Annotated in this window: 16 protein-coding genes; 12 read left to right on the top strand and 4 right to left on the bottom strand. The window is 49.1% G+C overall.

Annotation, left to right across the window (positions count from 1 at the left end; all coding sequences use genetic code 11):
* Positions 1-69 precede the first annotated feature (69 nt).
* The 7 genes from E1189_RS18160 (at position 70) to E1189_RS18130 (ending at position 8,817) form a co-directional block, all read left to right on the top strand.
* Entirely contained in the window at positions 70-2,823 is a 2,754-nt protein-coding gene (locus E1189_RS18160; protein ID WP_155162163.1) for a hypothetical protein, read from the top strand.
* Positions 2,824-2,870: 47 nt separating this feature from the next.
* Positions 2,871-3,347: a cobalamin biosynthesis protein gene (locus E1189_RS18155; protein WP_155162162.1), complete on the top strand. Its 477-nt coding sequence runs from the start codon at positions 2,871-2,873 to the stop codon at positions 3,345-3,347.
* Positions 3,348-3,512: 165 nt separating this feature from the next.
* Positions 3,513-5,126 (top strand): phosphoenolpyruvate carboxykinase (ATP), encoded by a 1,614-nt coding sequence (pckA, locus tag E1189_RS18150; RefSeq protein ID WP_155162161.1) that lies wholly within the window; start codon positions 3,513-3,515, stop codon positions 5,124-5,126.
* A gap of 182 nt (positions 5,127-5,308) precedes the next feature.
* Entirely contained in the window at positions 5,309-5,992 is a 684-nt protein-coding gene (locus E1189_RS18145) for a class I SAM-dependent methyltransferase (RefSeq protein WP_230460509.1), read from the top strand.
* 45 nt (positions 5,993-6,037) lie between these two features.
* Positions 6,038-7,342, top strand: a complete 1,305-nt coding sequence (gene brnQ, locus E1189_RS18140; RefSeq protein WP_155162160.1) for a branched-chain amino acid transport system II carrier protein — start codon at positions 6,038-6,040, stop codon at positions 7,340-7,342.
* 101 nt (positions 7,343-7,443) lie between these two features.
* Complete coding sequence (locus tag E1189_RS18135; RefSeq protein ID WP_155162159.1) at positions 7,444-8,064, top strand: YgjV family protein; 621 nt, start codon at positions 7,444-7,446, stop codon at positions 8,062-8,064.
* 114 nt (positions 8,065-8,178) lie between these two features.
* A complete protein-coding gene (locus E1189_RS18130) occupies positions 8,179-8,817 on the top strand; it encodes a hypothetical protein (protein WP_155162158.1) in 639 nt (212 codons plus the stop codon).
* Here the strand turns inward: E1189_RS18130 and E1189_RS18125 are convergent.
* Positions 8,814-10,058 carry a hypothetical protein gene (locus tag E1189_RS18125; RefSeq protein ID WP_155162157.1) on the bottom strand — a complete coding sequence of 415 codons (1,245 nt, stop codon included), beginning with the start codon at positions 10,056-10,058 and terminating at the stop codon, positions 8,814-8,816. The two genes, E1189_RS18130 and E1189_RS18125, sit on opposite strands and share 4 nt — an antisense overlap.
* 121 nt (positions 10,059-10,179) lie before the next feature.
* Between E1189_RS18125 and E1189_RS18120 the strand changes: the two genes are divergently transcribed.
* On the top strand, positions 10,180-10,806 hold the full coding sequence (locus E1189_RS18120) for a YceH family protein (protein ID WP_155162156.1): 627 nt from the start codon (positions 10,180-10,182) through the stop codon (positions 10,804-10,806).
* A gap of 241 nt (positions 10,807-11,047) precedes the next feature.
* Here E1189_RS18120 and E1189_RS18115 read toward each other — a convergent pair whose 3' ends face one another.
* On the bottom strand, positions 11,048-11,722 hold the full coding sequence (locus tag E1189_RS18115; RefSeq protein ID WP_155162155.1) for a transglutaminase-like domain-containing protein: 675 nt from the start codon (positions 11,720-11,722) through the stop codon (positions 11,048-11,050).
* A gap of 118 nt (positions 11,723-11,840) precedes the next feature.
* Between E1189_RS18115 and E1189_RS18110 the strand changes: the two genes are divergently transcribed.
* Entirely contained in the window at positions 11,841-12,260 is a 420-nt protein-coding gene (locus tag E1189_RS18110) for a YacL family protein (protein ID WP_155162154.1), read from the top strand.
* A 34-nt stretch (positions 12,261-12,294) separates the two neighbouring features.
* Positions 12,295-12,753: a DUF2062 domain-containing protein gene (locus E1189_RS18105; RefSeq protein ID WP_196221510.1), complete on the top strand. Its 459-nt coding sequence runs from the start codon at positions 12,295-12,297 to the stop codon at positions 12,751-12,753.
* Positions 12,754-12,816: 63 nt separating this feature from the next.
* Here E1189_RS18105 and E1189_RS18100 read toward each other — a convergent pair whose 3' ends face one another.
* Positions 12,817-13,314, bottom strand: coding sequence for a TDE2712 family protein (locus E1189_RS18100; RefSeq protein ID WP_155162152.1), 498 nt, complete (start codon positions 13,312-13,314; stop codon positions 12,817-12,819).
* A 138-nt stretch (positions 13,315-13,452) separates the two neighbouring features.
* Here E1189_RS18100 and E1189_RS26300 point away from each other — a divergent pair, with 138 nt between their 5' ends.
* Both E1189_RS26300 and ylqF read left to right on the top strand, forming a co-directional pair.
* Positions 13,453-13,845 carry a hypothetical protein gene (locus E1189_RS26300; protein ID WP_155162151.1) on the top strand — a complete coding sequence of 131 codons (393 nt, stop codon included), beginning with the start codon at positions 13,453-13,455 and terminating at the stop codon, positions 13,843-13,845.
* Between the two features lie 144 nt (positions 13,846-13,989).
* Positions 13,990-14,919, top strand: a complete 930-nt coding sequence (ylqF, locus tag E1189_RS18090; RefSeq protein ID WP_155162150.1) for a ribosome biogenesis GTPase YlqF — start codon at positions 13,990-13,992, stop codon at positions 14,917-14,919.
* Between the two features lie 243 nt (positions 14,920-15,162).
* Here ylqF and E1189_RS18085 read toward each other — a convergent pair whose 3' ends face one another.
* Positions 15,163-18,204 carry an efflux RND transporter permease subunit gene (locus E1189_RS18085; protein WP_155162149.1) on the bottom strand — a complete coding sequence of 1,014 codons (3,042 nt, stop codon included), beginning with the start codon at positions 18,202-18,204 and terminating at the stop codon, positions 15,163-15,165.
* Position 18,205 lies beyond the last annotated feature (1 nt).

Here is an 18,205-nt window from a genome sequence, read left to right as displayed (position 1 = left end):
ACCCTGAATAAGAACTGGAATAAGCAGATATTTAAAGTGCTCAAGGCGGATACTTCCCAAAGATCAGTGATGAAGAACCTGCTATACGGTTGGCTTTTGTGGGAGAGTGTATTTATCGCTGGAAGTGTGTTCGCCAAGGATCTTGGTGTAAGTCAGTGCGTAACAATCCTCAGTCGTGACAGCCAGGATTTAATTGCCAGGGCAGAAGAGCGATTTCAAAGCGAAGGTGATTATATTGATGAGTGGGTAAAAATCAGAGCTTTGAAAGCAAAGGGAGGCAGCGTTGTGACCATGGTTGATTATGCTGCTAAACGACAAGGTACAAGCACTGACAGCCCATATAGTTATGTTGCTGACACATCGTATTCTTTTAGTCCGGCAAGAACACCTGCACCCACTCCAAGGACTCAAACGCCATTGACGGCCTCTCCTCACATGCTCGGATCCGGTTCCCACTCTTATCGTGCGGATTCCCCGTTATTGCCCGTTTTTGGTCTATCAGAAAAAAGATCCCCGGTCGTTCCGCCTAATCGCTCCATCAGTGTTGGAGAAGAATCCAGCTCCTCTTCCAGTCCCAGTTCTTTTCGCCAGGTCTTCTATGAGTGGCCGAAGCATGTTTCTTCCCCGAGGGCGGTAGTTGAAAAGAAGGAAGAGGCAGGAGTTCTTTATATAAGAAAACTCAGGCACAACCGGGAACGAACCCCCTTTCAGGCTGTAAACCCAACTGATAACCCTGATGCCATGGTGGCAAGCCTTTGTAACTATTATCTGGAAAGTACACAAACAGGAGGGGACAGCCCCAGGGTTTACCAGATTTGCTGCGGCTTCGAAGAGGTTGAGAGAACACCGGATTTTCATCAGTTAATCCGGGGGGATGGCGATACCACTTCTGAACAGCTGGTAGAGAGCCGAAGGATAAACAAAAGCGTTATCCAGTTTTTGGAGCATGTAGAAGGACACCGTCCATCCTCAGGTCGTGTGCCTATGTATGAGAGGGGAGATGTTATTGGGCCTTTTGAATTTCATCCCCCGGCTCTCAGTGAGTATGCTCAAAGCATTAAGGCCACTGTGGTCGGCATTGGTACCAGTACAGTGGTGTTTCGTTACCATGAATTTGAGCACCCGGATCAGGAGCTTATTTTTCGGGATTTGAATAGTGTACTACCCAAACTGGCTTTTCGTCGGATTTATTTTGCCAGTAAGAAAGACTCGAACCAGTATGCGAGTAAAGACGATGCAAACCAGTTTTATCATCATCAGATGGCGCAGGTAAGGTTTCTTAAAGAAAACGACATCGATATTCTTCCGGTTCAGTTTTGGAAGTCAGACCATCAAACGGTTCTTATCGCCCAGCCATTTCTTAAATCAGAAAACCTCCTGGAAAACTACTTCGAAGAAATCGTAAAAGGCGATTTAGCTCCAGATGCCCAGATAAAGGTTTTGGGGCGATGGATGACGGTCGAGGCGTTTTTGTGTCAGGTGACCGATCTCATCATCAAAGGTGTGAAACGTCTACATGATTTGAATGAGAGTTTTATTGCAGAGGATGCACAGGAGGGCTATGAAAAAATTATTGAAGGTTTTCTGGACGCGAAATACCCGAACTATGCTCTCGATAGAGATGATGATGGTGACTTGGTTGTAAAGTACTTTGATTTGTTTCCTGTCCATCTTCTTATCTTCGGACGCCACCCAAAAGACAGTAATGGACATACCCAGTTTGAAATTTTTGACCGCTATTTTCATCGACCGGAAGGGGTAGACACTCTGGTCAGAAAAGGCATGGTGAATAGTTATAAGGATAAAAGAGAGGGATACTCTAACCCGGTCACAATGCTACAGAAACTGGCAGCCAGCTCACTGGATTTAATTTATCAAAATATCCCTTTCACCCAGGCTTTAGAAGAAATAAGTGCCCAAACTGGAAACCGCTATCAATTATTGGGAACGATTGTTGGAAAAATAAACAGTATTGCTTCCCAGCGTAACTTCCCAGGTGAAATTTCCATGGATGGAGCGATAAAATACTGGGTCGGACGAGTGAAGAAAAATATGCTCCTTCGCCTTGCTTTGGATTTTCTGACTGTGGCAGAAATTCTGAATCAGGATGAAGACCGGGAAACACGACAGGTGATGTCTGCTACTTCTGATGAAAGTGCTCTGAATGCATGGGCCAGAGAGCTTTATGCTGGAGAGTTCTGTGGTTATATCCAGTCTGCCAAGGAAGGCAACCTGACTCCCGATGAACTGTTACCTCTGCTGCGAGGGATGGTTGAACGTTATGTAAAGGGGGATCATCGTGAGGGAAATAAAATTGAGCCTGTTTATGATATTGATCCAGAAGCTGATCTTTTTGCAGATGTTCGACCACTGAGTTACGACGAGAACCACTGGCGTAGTGGCCTGACTTTCGCAAAACAGATGATGGCTGAGCAAATCACCCAGCTGAAACTCGAGTCAGTGAGTGGTAAAAGAAGTCGTGAAGATTGCCTTAAAGAATATCAAAGCAGCTTGTTAAGAGGCTGGTTGATGACATTCAATGTACCGGAAAAGACAGCCTGCGATGCCAGCCCTGTCGTTTTCTCGCGCCCCAGTGTTTTAGCAATCAGCCCTGTGCCGGTCAAAAGAAAAGGCAGTGCCGACAGAAAAATATCGCCGCTAAAGCAGAAAAGTAAGCGGATCAGAAAAGAGAGATCTTCACTTCAGAAGTACAATCTGGAAGGCATGTCTTCTGCTTCTTTTTCCGGAGGGGGAACTCCTCCGTCATCCCCGCCCCGTGCAGTTGACATGCTCATTCCATGTTCTCCTGCTACAACCAAGTAACACTCAACTATGCTTGGCCATCTTTGTCATAAAAAGTGAATAACTCAATGAGTGACAATGGTTGTACAAATAACCGTTTTGCCGGTTCTGTCAAGGCGGCTTATGTCGTTGGCATTGGCAGCGAACGGGGAACGCCTTTGGAAGTAATAGGGCAGGGCGTTATGCAATATCTGGATCAACTGGATATTGATATTCAGGATGTGCTGGTGGCGAGTCTGGAGATCAAGCAGTATGACCCGGCCTATGGCCGTTTTGCTCAGGTGCATGATGTGCCGTTTGTCACTTGTGATGCGGTCACCCTTAGCGCGGTGAGTGGATGTTCAGACCCCTCCATTCCATGGTTTGACCCTAAATCTATAAGCGAGCGATCAGCTCTGTTCTTCAGTGGGGCTCAACAATTGCTGGCACCCTCCTTTTCATTTCGCCTTTGTCTGGGAGAACGAGGCGTGGTGGTTTCAGTGTGTAAGGTGTTGAGAGCACAGGTGCAAGATAGAGAAAGAAGCGAGCCATATCTGGATTTTTAGGGGGTAATAAGGTACAAACGCTTCCGTGTGATAAGCAGGATTGCATGAATAAAGTTTCTCTGGAAAACATATTTTCAAGCAGTCCTAGACAAGATAGACGATCTGCCAGGGAGTGCAGTATCGCGATTCCCCCGACAACAACACATCCAGAGCGGGAGAACTTTCATGAGTGAAACCAAGACCATGCTGGACCTGTCACCCTATGGGGTTATCAACACTACAGATGTCGTGCGTAATCCTTCGTATGACCTCCTCTTTCAAGAAGAAACCAAGTCGGAGCTGGAAGGATTTGAAAAAGGCAGGGTTACAGATCTCGGTGCTGTTGCAGTCAATACCGGTGTGTTTACCGGTCGCTCCCCCAAAGACAAGTACATCGTGAAGGATCAAACCACTGAAAATACTATCTGGTGGTCAGATCAGGGTAAGAACGACAACAAGCCTATTAATCAGGAGCAATGGGGTCACTTGAAAAGGCTGGTGACCAATCAGCTTTCCGGTAAACGCCTGTTTGTTGTGGATGCATTCTGCGGTGCTAACCCTGATACCCGCCTGTCCGTTCGCTTTATCACCGAAGTTGCCTGGCAGGCGCATTTCGTAACTAACATGTTTATTCGTCCTTCAGACGAAGAACTGGATGCCTTTGAGCCAGACTTTGTCGTCATGAACGGTGCCCGCTGTACTAATGATCAGTGGCAGGAGATGGGACTGAACTCTGAGAATTTCGTAGCCTTCAACCTGACTGAGGGAGTTCAGCTGATTGGTGGCACCTGGTATGGAGGGGAAATGAAGAAGGGTATGTTCTCCGTCATGAACTACCTGTTGCCCCTCAAGGGTATCGCCTCCATGCACTGCTCCGCCAACGTCGGTAATGATGGCGATGTGGCTGTATTCTTTGGCCTGTCTGGAACTGGCAAAACCACACTGTCTACTGATCCCAAGCGTCAGCTGATAGGTGATGATGAGCATGGCTGGGATGATGATGGCGTATTCAACTTTGAAGGTGGTTGCTATGCCAAAACCATTAAATTGAACAAAGAAGCCGAACCTGATATCTACAACGCTATTCGTCGCGATGCACTGCTGGAAAACGTGATAGTTTGCGACGATAACACCGTTGATTTCGACGATAACAGCCTGACGGAAAATACCCGGGTTTCTTATCCGATCCATCATATCGAGAATATTGTTAAGCCTGTCTCTAAAGCTGGCCACGCCAGCCGCGTAATTTTCCTGGCGGCAGATGCTTTTGGTGTTCTGCCGCCTGTGTCCAAGCTGACGCCTGAACAAACCCAGTACCACTTTCTGTCCGGTTATACCTCCAAGCTGGCAGGTACTGAACGTGGCATCACTGAGCCTACACCTACCTTCTCGGCAGCCTTTGGTGCGGCCTTCCTGAGTCTTCACCCCACCCAGTATTCTGAGATTCTGGTTAAGCGCATGCAGGCCTCCGGTGCCACAGCGTATCTGGTGAATACTGGCTGGAATGGTACTGGCAAGCGGATTTCCATCAAGGCCACCCGCGCCATTATTGATGCAATTCTGGATGGCTCTATTGATGAGGTTGAAACTGTAACACTGCCTTACTTCAATCTGGACATGCCTGTGGCAGTGTCCGGCGTAGAAGATGCCAGCATTCTTGACCCCCGTAACACCTGGGCCTCCGTAGACGAGTGGGATTCACGGGCAAAGAATCTGACGGATCTGTTTGTCACCAACTTTGCCCAGTACACCGATAACGAAGCAGGCAAAGCGCTACTGAAGGCTGGCCCTCAGCTGTAACGGCCTCGTATGGTCGGCTAAGTCCGACAGGTTGCTAGCTCAAACGGCCCGCATTGCGGGTCGTTTTTCTTTTGCCTAACGACTCAGTCATGTAATCCTTTGTTCACACCTCTTAACCTGTGCTCCCAGTGTAATGAACTGTGACAATGCGAACTGCGAAATTGGTTCGGGAGCCGAATGTAATGATGTCCTGTAGAACTGTTATGCCTGATCTTGTCTGTCCGCTGTGCGGGGAAACCCACAATACGCCTTTCTGGAAAGATAAATACCGTGAATACCTGCGCTGCCAGAATTGTCAGCTGGTGTTCGTTCCTAAAGCCTGGCATCTCTCGTCGGAAGATGAAAAAGCCTGTTACGATCTCCACGAGAACAGTGGTGATAACTCGGGTTACAGACGCTTTCTCTCTCGTATGTATTCCCCTATCACGGAGCTGGTAGCTGCTCCTGCAAAAGGGCTGGATTTTGGTTGTGGCCCCGGCCCGGTTCTTGCGGAAATGTTTGCTGAGTATGGCTACACCATGAAGGTCTACGACCTGTATTACGCCAATAACCCTGACGTGCTCACAGAAACCTATGATTTTGTAACCAGTACGGAAGTGGTGGAACACCTCGCAAACCCCAAAGATGTGATAGACACACTGCTGGCTATGGTGAAGCCAGGCGGCTTCCTCGGTTTAATGACCAAGCTGGTGAGCGGTCAGAAAGAGTTCATAAACTGGCATTATATTCGCGACAAAACCCATATCAGTTTTTTCAGCAGGAAGACATTTGAGTGGGTTGCCAAACGCCACCAGTGTGAGCTGGAATTTGTGGGGAATGATGTGGTGCTTCTAAAAAAGCCCTGGAACATGCCTGAAGAGAATTAACGCCTATAGTTATCCCTCAATAGATTTCAGTAGAGATAAGTGCCTATGCGAAGAAGCGACCTCCTTGGACTGGGATTAATGGTGTTTGCTTTCTTCCTGGGAGCCGGGAACCTGATTTTTCCACCCTGGGCCGGGCAGCTTTCTGGTGAAAATCTCTGGCTGTCTCTGGCAGGTTTTCTAGCCACCGATGTGGGACTGTCTCTATTGGCTATTATTGCGATCGCTATGGCAGGCAGCGTAGAAAACCTTACACGGGATATACCAGCCCCTCTTGCACTGACTTTCTGGGTAACCGCCTTCATTATTATTGGCCCGGCATTCGCTGTTCCCCGCACCTCTGTGGTGGCTTATGAAGTGGGGATCCTTCCTTGGGTGGGGCAGGATTCCCAACTGTATCTCGCGATTTATTCACTTATCTTTTTCGCCGCCGTGGGGTGGCTATGTCTTAACCCCGGGCAGCTGATCACTATTGTAGGCAAAATTCTTACCCCTATTCTGGCAATAGTGCTAGGTGCAATTTGCATGGCCATGATATTTGAGCCTCCTGTTGTCTTTGGGGCAGGACGGGGACCCTGGGCAGAGCATGCGATGCTTGAGGGCGCCATTCAGGGGTATTTGACCATGGATACGCTAGGGGCTTTGGCGTTTGGTATTGTGATTGCCGCTTCAGTACGTCGTTTCAATATCACCGATAAGAAGAGCGTGGTGAAGTATACGATACAGGCTTCATTGATTGCGGGATTAGGGCTGTCGTTGGTTTATCTTGGGCTGTTCTACTTGGGGGGCATCAGTCGAGATATTGTCCCTGATGCCAGAAATGGAGGACATATTCTTTCAGAAATGGTTATTCACCTGTTGGGTGGAGGTGGACAGTTTGCCCTCTCTGCCGTGATTACGCTGGCATGTATTACTACCGCCGTAGGAGTGACAACATCCTTTGGTGATCATTTCCACCATCGCTGGCCCAATGTGGGCTACCGGTTCTGGGTGGTTTTGGTGTCGCTGTTATCTATGCTGGTGGCCAATGCAGGGTTAAACACTTTGCTCAAAGTTTCCATACCTGTTGTGGTGGCCATCTACCCTGTGGCCATCATTATTATCTTTGTTGAAATCCTTCGGCAGAAGGTGGTGATCACGAGCCGCTGTATGCGTGTTGCTCTGGCCGTTGTTTTTGCTTTCAGCTGCCTGGATGGTTTGAGTGCTGCCGAGGTGCTGGGGGCAGATTCTTTTGTTCACAGCATCCCTTTGTTTGATAACGGGCTAGGCTGGCTGGTACCCGGCCTGGCTGTTATCGTCGGTGGTTGGCTGGTGAGGCTTTCGGGAGCTCTTAGCAACAAGGAAAACGTATAAACCCCTGCAAGTGTTCCTTGCTTTGTCTTGGGGCACGAAACGTACAATGACTGGAAAGACGGTATATATTAGAATCCGCACCTTTTTCGGAGGGAAATGCCATGTCGGAGCTTAACTGGTTGGAAATGCTTGGCTACCTTGCCAGCTTGATGACAGCTATCAGTTTGAGTATGAGTTCTCTGGTACGGTTGCGTTGGCTCAATATGATCGGGAGCTTTTGCTTTGGAACCTATGGTGTTTTGATTGGCTCTCTGCCAGTTGCGCTCATGAATTACTATCTGGTGCTCATGAACATCTACTACCTCTGGAAAATGTACACAGAGAAGAGCCATTTCCGTGTGTTGCCAGCCTCAGTTTCTGACCTGTATCTCAATGAATTCGTGAATCTCAACAAGAGCGAGATTCGTGAGTTTTTCCCTTCGTTCCATCTGAAGGATGGCCGTGAATACACGGCTCTGATGATTCATCGCAATCTTGCCCTTGCCGGTGTGTTTATCTGTCATCGTATCGACGATAAAACCGTGGAAGTGGATCTGGACTTCGTACTGCCCCCTTACCGTGATCTTAAACCTGGCCAGTTTGTTTTCTGTGAGAATAGTCGTTTCTTCACAGAGAAGGGCATTTCGCGGATTATCAGTGCCGAAGGCAGTGATGCTCACGTAGCGTATCTTACCAAGGTTGGTTTTAAGCCTGCCAATGGCCGACTGGAAATAAGCCTCTAGTGCCAAAGCCCTAATACTCATACCGCAAATATTCTAATTTACGGTATGGTTTTTGAGCTGCCTCAATCTTGTGCACATCTGCCGATAACTGTATGAGTTATCGGAGCGCACGGAATGAAATCTTTCAGCCTTGTTCTTGCTACCTTTCTGGTGGCAGTTTTTGGGAATCACCTTTATCAAATTTCGGATGTCGACCGCATCCTGAGCTTGCCTGCAACCGCCGCAGGAGCCCCGATAGAAGAGCGGAAAGAGCCAGCTTTTGATGTGGTGGCTACACCAGAGATGGATAAAGTGGCGATTGCCGCGCTTCGTGCCCTTCCCCTGAATCGTTCACGGCATACTGAGAACGTAGGGTATCTTGTTACGGATGAATTTTCAGGTGAGGTGACAGCCTCTCAGCCCAAGGGCGTAGAGGCTATTCTTCACCGAAAGATTGCCAGAGCAACATTCACAGTACCGACAGACAAGAATATTACCGGGATTTTTCATGACCACTTACCAGGTACCCGACCAGGCCCCGGTGCGGGAGATGCAGGGCCTGTGTATAAAGGGTGGGTCAGTTATATCAAGGATGAGCGGGGCAATATCTTTAAAATCGAATACTCCCGAGCATGGAAAACACCAGAGAGTCCCAGAAGTGGCTGGCGACTGACAAGCTTGGTAGGGCGCCACTTGCCGGGGCAGAAGCACTGGTATCCGGGAGTTACCTTTACCCGCTATGCCAGAAGACCTTCATCTTCCGTTATTCGCTAGTGATTCTTTATGATGTCATCAAGAAGTTGGTCGTAGTGGGAAGTGCGCGCCACATTCTGCAGAGCGTCCAGTAATCGTGCCGTTACAACTGTATTGTCGTTATTCTGCCGATACATGGGCTCCAGAAATGCTATTTTGGCTTCCAAAGGAATAGTGTCTGAAATCCTGTCAAAAACATCCCATAAGTTCGCACTGTGAGGGGCTGCTGGGAGTCCGTGAAACACCAGAAATTTGGCTACGGTGACGTTATCGGGATGAGCGTCATAAAGAGCTTCCAGAAATGAAGTTTTGTCCTGAAGGGGCAACTCCCCCTCAATCTCATCAAAGAGCTCCCAGGCATCGACATCATCAGGGTTCTCCAGCAGCGTTGATTGGATTCCCTCAAGCTCCTTGGGAAAGTTTTCTTCCTGAATTGTTTTTATATCATCATGGGGTTTCTGACTAACCTTCCAGGCGAAGCGCTTATGGGGAGGAGGCATATTTTCGTTCTCTGGCAGAGGTGTTGGGTTACCCTGCATTTCAGCCGCTGCTGTGACCTTTTCCCGAGCCGTTTGCAAAGGCCTTGACAGAGGAGTTCTTTGGGATGATTGGTTATCGATGCAGGCACAGGCTTTGGTGAGTAAATTATTTATCTTCATGATGCTGTTAGTGTTGGCGCTGGGGATGACTCTTTGGGCTAATCTATCCAGTCTTAAAAGCCCTGTGTCAGGTTGCTCATTGCTGCCTCGGAAGGGAATTTTTGTACCCAGGCGTGTGCTGAGTTCAGTAAATTCCTTGAGATGTTGAGTGAATGCTGGAACCAGCCCGCCTGGTGCCTGGTTTGCAAACTCTCCCAAAGCAACAAACTGCCATCCTTCCAGCTGGTTTTTAACATCGGGATGCGCATCGGCTTTTAAGCTCTGCCCTTCGTTAAACAGGAATGTCCAATCCGATTTGGTGGAGCAGAGTCCGCTGAGTTCCTCCAGATATTGGGTCGGATTCGTTGCTCTCATCCGGCCAAGTTCTCCACTAATCAGGTGAAGTGTCGATTTTGGGTGTTTGAGAAAAGTAAGAACCCACCCTTTAACGCCTTTGCCAGCGATGTGTTTTCCAAGGTTTTTGCCAGCTAGCCTGGGTTCGGCCTCAGTAGTTTTGACTGAACCGAGAGTAGGGTGTTGGCCAGCATTTACAGGGCCTGTCACCTCCTCAGCATCAACAGGTGGAAGGGGATTACTGGCCTGATTGATTTTATCGAGCCCCATGGGAGAGCATCCTTGCCTAAGTTGTTTATTAAGACTAGGACATGATGCCGGGCAGTGAACGTTTTGACTGATTAGCGTATAAAATTGCTAACCTGGCCGCGCTTGTTGTTGGAGTGAATGGATGGATATCCACCTGAGTTTGCACGAAACCCGAGTCATTGGTTGCCTGCTTGAAAAAGAGAGCACAACCCCCGACCAATATCCCCTCAGCCTGAATGCTCTGGTGAATGCCTGTAATCAGAAGAGCAGCCGTGAGCCAGTATTATCTTTGACCAATGCAGAAGTCTCACAAACCATAAATGGTCTTATCGACCAGCGTCTGGTAAGTGAAGAAAGTGGTTCCCGAGTAAGCCGCTACAAACACCGCTTCTGTAATACGGCCTTCAGTCAGCTTCAACTTTCGGAACAGGAGCGCGCGATTGTTTGCCTGATGTTGCTTCGCGGGCCGCAAACACCCGGAGAGCTGCGCAGTCGGTCAGGAAGAATAACTGCCTTCAGCGATGTGAGAGAAGTGGAATTGGTCCTTAAAGGAATGGTGGAGAAAAAGCTGGTGGCTCAAATGCCACGGGAAGCTGGCCGTAGGGAATCACGGTTTGCTCATCTCTTTTCCGGCGAAGTAGAAACGGCTCCTGAAGAACAGGTAGTGAATGCCAGCAAGAATCGCATCCACGAACTGGAACAGGAAGTGGAAGAGCTGAAAGCCGAGATTGAGCGACTTCGCTATCAGCTTCAGGAGAGTCAGGGCTGATTATCGCTTCTGACAGATAAGATACTGAGTTTATCTTCACCTTTGCCGCTATAGGTGTAGTGCCTTTTTCCCCATTCAGAAGCCTGAGCCTGTTCCGAATGAAAATGGCTCCTATGGAGCAGGTGATAGGTGATTCCAATAGCAAAAAGTAAAACCACTATTTTGTGCATGACAACCTCCATCCTGGGAAGCGGGTACTTAGAATTTTAGAGTGCTGGAACTGTCAACAGGCCCGAGAGTGTTAAGCTTTAGCTGAGACCTCTGCCAAATCGCTTTCCAGAGTGTGGCCGTTCATCTGATCCAGATAGGTGTTCACCAAATGGGGGTAAGCCTTGCTGACTGATTGCACGATAAAATCTACCGGTACATCAGCGAAGGTGCCGTGATCCGCCAGATATTCCATATGCCGCGCACCATCAGTGCCGTATTCGTGAAAAATAGAATCCTCGCGGCCATTAAATTCCAGCGGTGCAACCCCCATTCTGGTACACAGATCAGCGTTGAAGGCAGGAGTGGCTTTAACCCATTTCCCTTCCAGATAAAGCTCGATAAACCCGTGCATTACAAAGATATCACTGCGCAGGTGATCGATAAGTTGTTGACTGGAAATATGATTTTTAACATCGGCCAGCCCAAGACGAGAAGGGATACCGATACTACGACAGGCTGCGCCCAGCAGAACCCCTTTAGGGATACAGTAGGATTCTTCGTTTTCCAGGCAGTAGCTGGCAGAGAGTGTGGCTGGGTCAGGGCGAAAAACATAAGGGTTATATCGGATACCGTCCCGGGTTGCCTTATATAATCTGATGGCTTGCAAAACGGGGTTCTGTTCCTGACCTGTTACCCCGTGAACCCATGCCTGAACAGCTGGGTGTTCGTAGTCAAAGAATGCCGTGGGGGCGAGATACTCCTCCATAGGATGTAATCCTTATTCGCTATTGTTCTGACTGCGAGTATATCAGTTCATTTTTCTTAAACATTGGCTTGAACATCGCATACGTGTTGATGTTTTCTGCCACAACCTGATGCCATGAGTGGCAAATAAGAGCGATACATTGGAATACGAGTTCCGAAAAGATATAACCGGTGAGCTGAGTGCCAGTTTTTCCATGGGTCATGAAGCCATAGCAGCATGGCTGCTCGAAGAAATTGGGCAGCGCACACCTGTGCTGCCTGCTCTTTATAAGGCCATCGACCAACTGCAAAACCATGAGCGCTGGGAATATGTTCTGGATGGAGTGGAGTACAATCTCCGTCTGACCTGCTCAGAGGCTGAAATTTGTAATGCACAAATTGATTTTGAGGCCGATTCTTTCCGTGTGGATGGCGTGGATATGGGCGAAGGTCAGGATATGGACTTTTATGATGACGAAGCCCGTTCCAGCTGTGGTCTTGATGACTTCAAAAATATGCTGAAAGAGTGGGAGCTGTTCGTTAATGGCGCACGCTATTGATAAAACATGGGATGAAAAGTAAGAGAAAAACCCTTTGAAGACACCAATATCCAAGCGCATTCTTAGTCCTGTTTCAGCCCTTTTACAGCAGGGCTTGGGCCGACAAAACCTGGCTATGACTCTGGCCATTGGCTTTGTTGTCGCGACCTTCCCCATTTTCGGGGTAACAACCTTTCTGTGCGTGATTGTGGCTGCGCGGATGGGTTTGAATCAGGTAGCTATTCAGGCTGCGAACTATGCGGGCTACCCTCTGCAGTTTGTGTTATTTGTGCCGCTGATTCGTTTTGGGGAGTCTGTTCTGGGCATTCCGGCAGTGTCTGTAAACCCTTCAGTGATGGGAAATATGCTATGGCAGCACCCACTCACCTTTTTTCAAACCTATGGATTGGCGGTTATTGGAGCGTGTGTTGTCTGGCTGATGCTGGCGATTCCGGTGATATGGTTGCTGCAGAAGCTGATTTTGCAGTTTATCCCTGCAAGAGCGGAGGGATAACAGGCCAGGATCAAAGTATCTGGCCAGTGAGAAGTCACATAGCCAGATAGGGCAAGGGGAGAATTAAGCGGCTCTGAAAGTTTTCTCAACCCACTCTTTGAATTCGACATTTGCCATGGTGAGCGGGCCGTCGCCCATCATATCAGCCTGAACCCGGAAGAAGTTTACATACAGGGTGTCACCCTTGAGCAGATATTCATCCATGTGCATGGGAAGAACAACAACGTTTTTATCGCCCTCAACAGTAATGCCATCAAAGTTCATTACTTTGAGAGGAGCCATCATCTCTTCCATCAGGCCCATATCTTCCATAGCCCACATGTTGTTATTCCAGAAACGAGACTCGCATTTGTGATCAGCACTGAAAATTTCACGGTTGCTGATAGCACTTAATGCACGGCGTACTGATTCAGGCTGGAACTCTTCGGTATAAACAGGTTTCATTTGCTCGTGATCAGCAATTGTCATGATGAAAGGTTCGCCAACCTTTTCACGGTCTGTAGTGGCTTGCCAGAAGTAAAACATCAACTCCATGACTTCCATATTCATTTTAATCGCCATAATACCTACTCCTGATTAACTCAGTGCCCGGCCCATGGCAATTCCAATAACACGCCACGATGTCAGGCATTTTGAAAACGACTGTCATCCTAAACTCATTTTTCGCCACTCTTTATGACCAAAAGCAACAAAACTTGAATGTTGTTAATACGCTTTACAACCATCATCACAGCAGTACAAAAAAACACCAGCATTGGTTACAAACCGTACACTGCAAGAGTTGTTCCGTGGCCTATACTTCTCTCCCCAAAAGAATCAGGAAGGACAAGTTATATGCCCAAGAAGAATGAATACACGATCAGCCTCAAACAGGATGGCCCAGCAGCCAAGGAAACAAGCCGCTCTATTGAAGAACAAATAAATGCTTTCCTTGAATCTGGCGGTCAGATTGACCAGATTCCATCAGGAGTCAGCGGTCAAATCAGCCTCGGTGAAAAAGCACGCCTTGCTCGTGAAGAGCAGGAGAAAAAGCAGCAAATGAAAGTGGTCGAAGAAGAGGCTGCCAAGGCTAAAGAGCCTGAAAAAAAGTGAGCTGCTCACTTCAAACCGGCTTAATCCCAAACCAGCATAATCAATGAACAGTAACGAGTGTCACGGAAAGACAGCTTTACACGATGCGGTTACAATGGAGGTTTTTGAGCGTTTATCTCAGGGCGCTTTTCTCAGGACAACGGCATGGCGATTAACTGGTATCCCGGGCATATGCACAAAGCCCGAAAAGAGATCCGCGAGGCAATGCCTCAGGTCGATCTCATCATTGAAGTGCTGGATGCCCGCATCCCCTTCAGCAGCGAGAACCCACTGGTTCCCGCACTGCGCAAAGACACTCCGTGCATCAAAATTCTGAACAAGGCTGACCTTGCAGACCCAGAGCTCACCCAGCGCTGGAAGCAGGCTCTGGAAAAAGAGCAGGGTATAAAGGCCATCCCCATGAGTCAGCATGAACCGAACAAGGTACGGGAACTGCTACAAATCTGCCCACAAATGCTGCCCCACCGTAACTTTGAAGGAACGCCTCTGCGGGCCTTGATTCTCGGTATCCCCAACGTAGGTAAATCCACCACCATTAATAATCTGGCCAATCGCATTATTGCTAAAACCGGTAATGAGCCGGCGGTTACCAAAAGCCAGCAACGTATCAAACTCTCCAACAATATTGTGCTGCACGATACTCCCGGGTTTCTCTGGCCCAAGCTGGAACCAGAGGAGTGTGGTTATCGTCTGGCTGTAACCGGCGCCATCAAAAATACTGTGCTTGAGTTTGAAGATGTTGGCATGTTCCTGGTGGAATACCTTATGGACGCTCACCCCGAGGTGCTGAAACAGCGATATAACCTGAGTGAAATTCCAGCCAGCTCAATCGAAATCTTTGACGAAATTGGTCGCCGCCGTGGCTGTATGCGTAAGGGGGGCTTTGCGGATACCCATAAAGTGGCCGAGATTCTTCTGAATGATTATCGCAGTGGTGCAATGGGGCGCATTACTCTGGAAACTCCGGAAATGATTGAAGAGCAGAAAATCCGTATGGAAGCCATCATCGCCGAACGGGAAGCTAAGCAGAAAGAGAAGGGTGAGCGCAAGAAGAAAAAGAAGTCTAAAGCCTGATATCCTTCTTCTCAGGCTGGGTTATCCGTGGGGTAGATAACCCAGCTGTAAGTACCCGGACCATTGCTTTCGCATAGTCTGGCGGCGTCTTTTTCCGCCCTTGCTGCGTCACAACTCTTATCACGTAGCGGGCTACGCTCCCGACGCTGTTCCTTGAAGAGCGAAAAAATCCACTCGCCATCATTATGTGAAAACAATGGTCCGGGTACTTATGACTTTTCACTTATTGCTCGATCCTGCTTATTATTCTTTTGTCATTCTGGGTGTGAACAGCAGGTACAGTACGGGCACCACAAACAGCGTGAGTAGAGTGGACACCAACAGCCCACCAATAATACTCCAGCCCATAGGCGCCCACATGGACGAGTTCCCCAGAGTGAGGGGCAGCAGGCCGCCAATCGTGGTGAGCGTTGTCAGGATAATTGGCAGAAGTCGTGTAATAGCCGATTCAATGACCGAAGCCTTTAAGCTTCGCCCGCTCCGTCTGAGTTGATTGGCGTAATCCACCAATATGATGGAATTGTTAACCACAATACCAACCAGCGAGGTCAACCCCACCAGCGCTGTAAACGAGAAGGTGTTACCAGTAAACAGCAGTGCGAGAATCGAGCCTGTCATCGCAAAGGGAATGGCGGCAAAAATGATCAGCGGTTGACTGAAAGAACGGAACTGCAGCACCAGCACAGCAAAAATGCCCATCAGTGCAACAAGAGCTACTTGCCCCATTCCACCGAAAGACTCTTTACGCTTCTCCTGTTCACCGCCCACTTGATAGGTAACACCTTCTGGCCAGTACAGCTTATTCAGCTCTTCGATAACCGCATTGGTCACAGCCTCAGCCTGATAACCCGGTGCAACGTCAGCGGTGATCCGGGACATGCGCTCCGTTCGGTTATGTTGCAGACGTGCCAGCCCATCCTGCAGTTCAAAGCTGGCCAGTTGGGGCAGTGGTACCAGGGCGCCGTTACTGGAACGCACCATCATATATTCAAAGTCGTCTATTTGTGGGCGGTCCTGCCCTAGTGACTTCACCAGAATCGGGTAATCTTCACCGTCCACATCCCGGAATTGTCCTGCATTCAAACCCACGAGACTGGCACGAATGACCTGATCGATCGCATTGATGGGAACGCCGAGCATGGCGGCTTTTTCGCGATTGATATTCACATGCATATCAATCTTGCGGTGAGCCAGAGGGTTGTCTGCACTCACCAGACCTTCAACCGATTCCATTGTCGAGGTGACGATAGATGCCTGTTTGTGTAGCAGTTCCAGGTCATCGCTCAATACACGAATAGAGACCGGTGCTTCATAGGGAGGGCCTTGCAGGAGCTCTTTCACCGTAACTTTTGCGCCGGAAAAGCGGGCAAAGTCTTCACGCACTTTTGTCACAAACTGGCTGCGAGATAAGTCATCTCCCGCTTCCAGTTGCACCAGCAATTGCGCATAAGACGGCACCTGACGCCTGGGGATTTCGTTATAGAAAATCCGTGGGTTGCCTTTGCCAATATTGGTGGTGACTGACACAACTTCAGGGTGGCGGTTCACAATATCTTCCACATCCAGTGCCAGCAGGCGTGTGCGGTCGAAACTGGCACTTTCCGGCGCATCAATATTCACCAGCACCATAGGCTTATCCGCTTTGGGGAACATACTTACGCCCACCATGGGCAGCAGTGTCAGGCTTCCCGCAAACAGGCCAACAGAAACCAGCAACACCAGCCATGGGCGATTGAGTGACGACTTCAGCACTTTGGCGTAAGGTCCCTGAGCCAGATTTTCTATGGCCTGAAGAACCCGTGGTTCTTTATCCACTCTCGCGGGAAACAGGCGGCTTGCCATCAAGGGTGTCAGACTCAAGGCAATCAGCAGGGAAGCGGCAAGGGTAAGCACAACCGTAACCGGCATGGAGCGAATAAATGTCCCCGCGCCAGTTTGCAGCAAAAGCATAGGGAAAAAGGCCAGCATAGTTGTCACTGTGCCGCTGGCGACAGCCCAGCCTACCTGACTGGCACCTTCAACGGCTGCCGTTTGCCGATCATACCCGCCCCGCAGAAAACGGCCAACATTCTCGGTCACCACAATGGCGTTATCCACCAACAGACCAAGGGCAATAACCAGCCCGACAATGGACATCTGCTGCAGGCCAAAGCCACTTAAATCCACCCAGCCCAGCGCAATAATCACCGACATCGGGATTACGATCACAATGACAAAAGCTGAACGCAAACCAAGGGCAATCAAAGTGATTCCTGCAACCAGTGCCAGGCCCAGCAGCAGGCTACCCACGAAACTGTTCAGGCGCTTTTCAACACTCACGCCCTGATCGTGCACATAAGCTACGCTCATATCATCTGGCAGGTTGAGAGCGAAATTATCCACAGCCAAATCCAAATCATCCAGCACCGACAGAATGTTGCTGCCTTTACGCTGCACCACGGAGATAAAAACACTGCGCTGCCCGTTGTAGCGAGCTTCGTAGGAAGGCAGGGCATCGCCCTGGGATACCGAGGCAATGTCTTCTACATAAACAACCCGGGCAGGGGATGACACGACAGCTGTCCTGCGAATCTGGTCAAGATCCCGAAAGTCACCACTGGTGCGAACAGTCATGCGTCGTTCACCCGCAAGGGCATGGCCGCCGGGGAGGTTTACGCTGGATGCCCGCACGGCACTCAAAAGGTCTTCCAACCCGATATTCAGTGCCTGCATTTTCAGCAGATCAGCGCGGATATGAACCTGTTGCTCAGGAAAGGCATCAATATCTGCACGTTTTACGCCCGAGACACGTTCAAGTTTCTTCTCCAGCCTCTCGGCCTGACTTTTCAGCACCCGGTAGCTGGCGGTTTCCGACATAAGCGCCACCTGGAGAATATTGACATCAGCCGGGGAAATTTTATCAACAGAGAGAAACTGAATCCCTTCTGGCAGTTGATCCCGAATGCGGGACACCTCCGAAACCACATCGTCATACTTCTCTTCCGGATCAGTACCGAACAGGAACTCTACCCGAACTACGGCAAGGCCATCTTCCACGTCTCCCTTTAATTCCTTGATGTCGTCGAGTTCCTTGATGGCTGCTTCGATAGGATCAAGAACCAGCTTCTCCATATCTACCGGGTTGGTGCCGGGATACACAACTCGCACCATGGCAGCAGAGAAATCAAACTGGGGGTCTTCAGAGCGGGGCATGGTGTTCAACGACACAATGCCGAGGAAAATCAACAGCAGAATAATAACCAGCGTGAACTGGAAGTTGTTAATAGCAATACGGGGTAAATGCATG

The sequence above is a fragment of the Parendozoicomonas verongulae genome (assembly GCF_009711465.1).
GTDB classification, from domain to species: Bacteria; Pseudomonadota; Gammaproteobacteria; order Pseudomonadales; family Endozoicomonadaceae; genus Sansalvadorimonas; species Sansalvadorimonas verongulae.
Note: the sequence above shows the minus strand (reverse complement) of the source record. Positions and strands in the feature narration are given on the sequence as shown.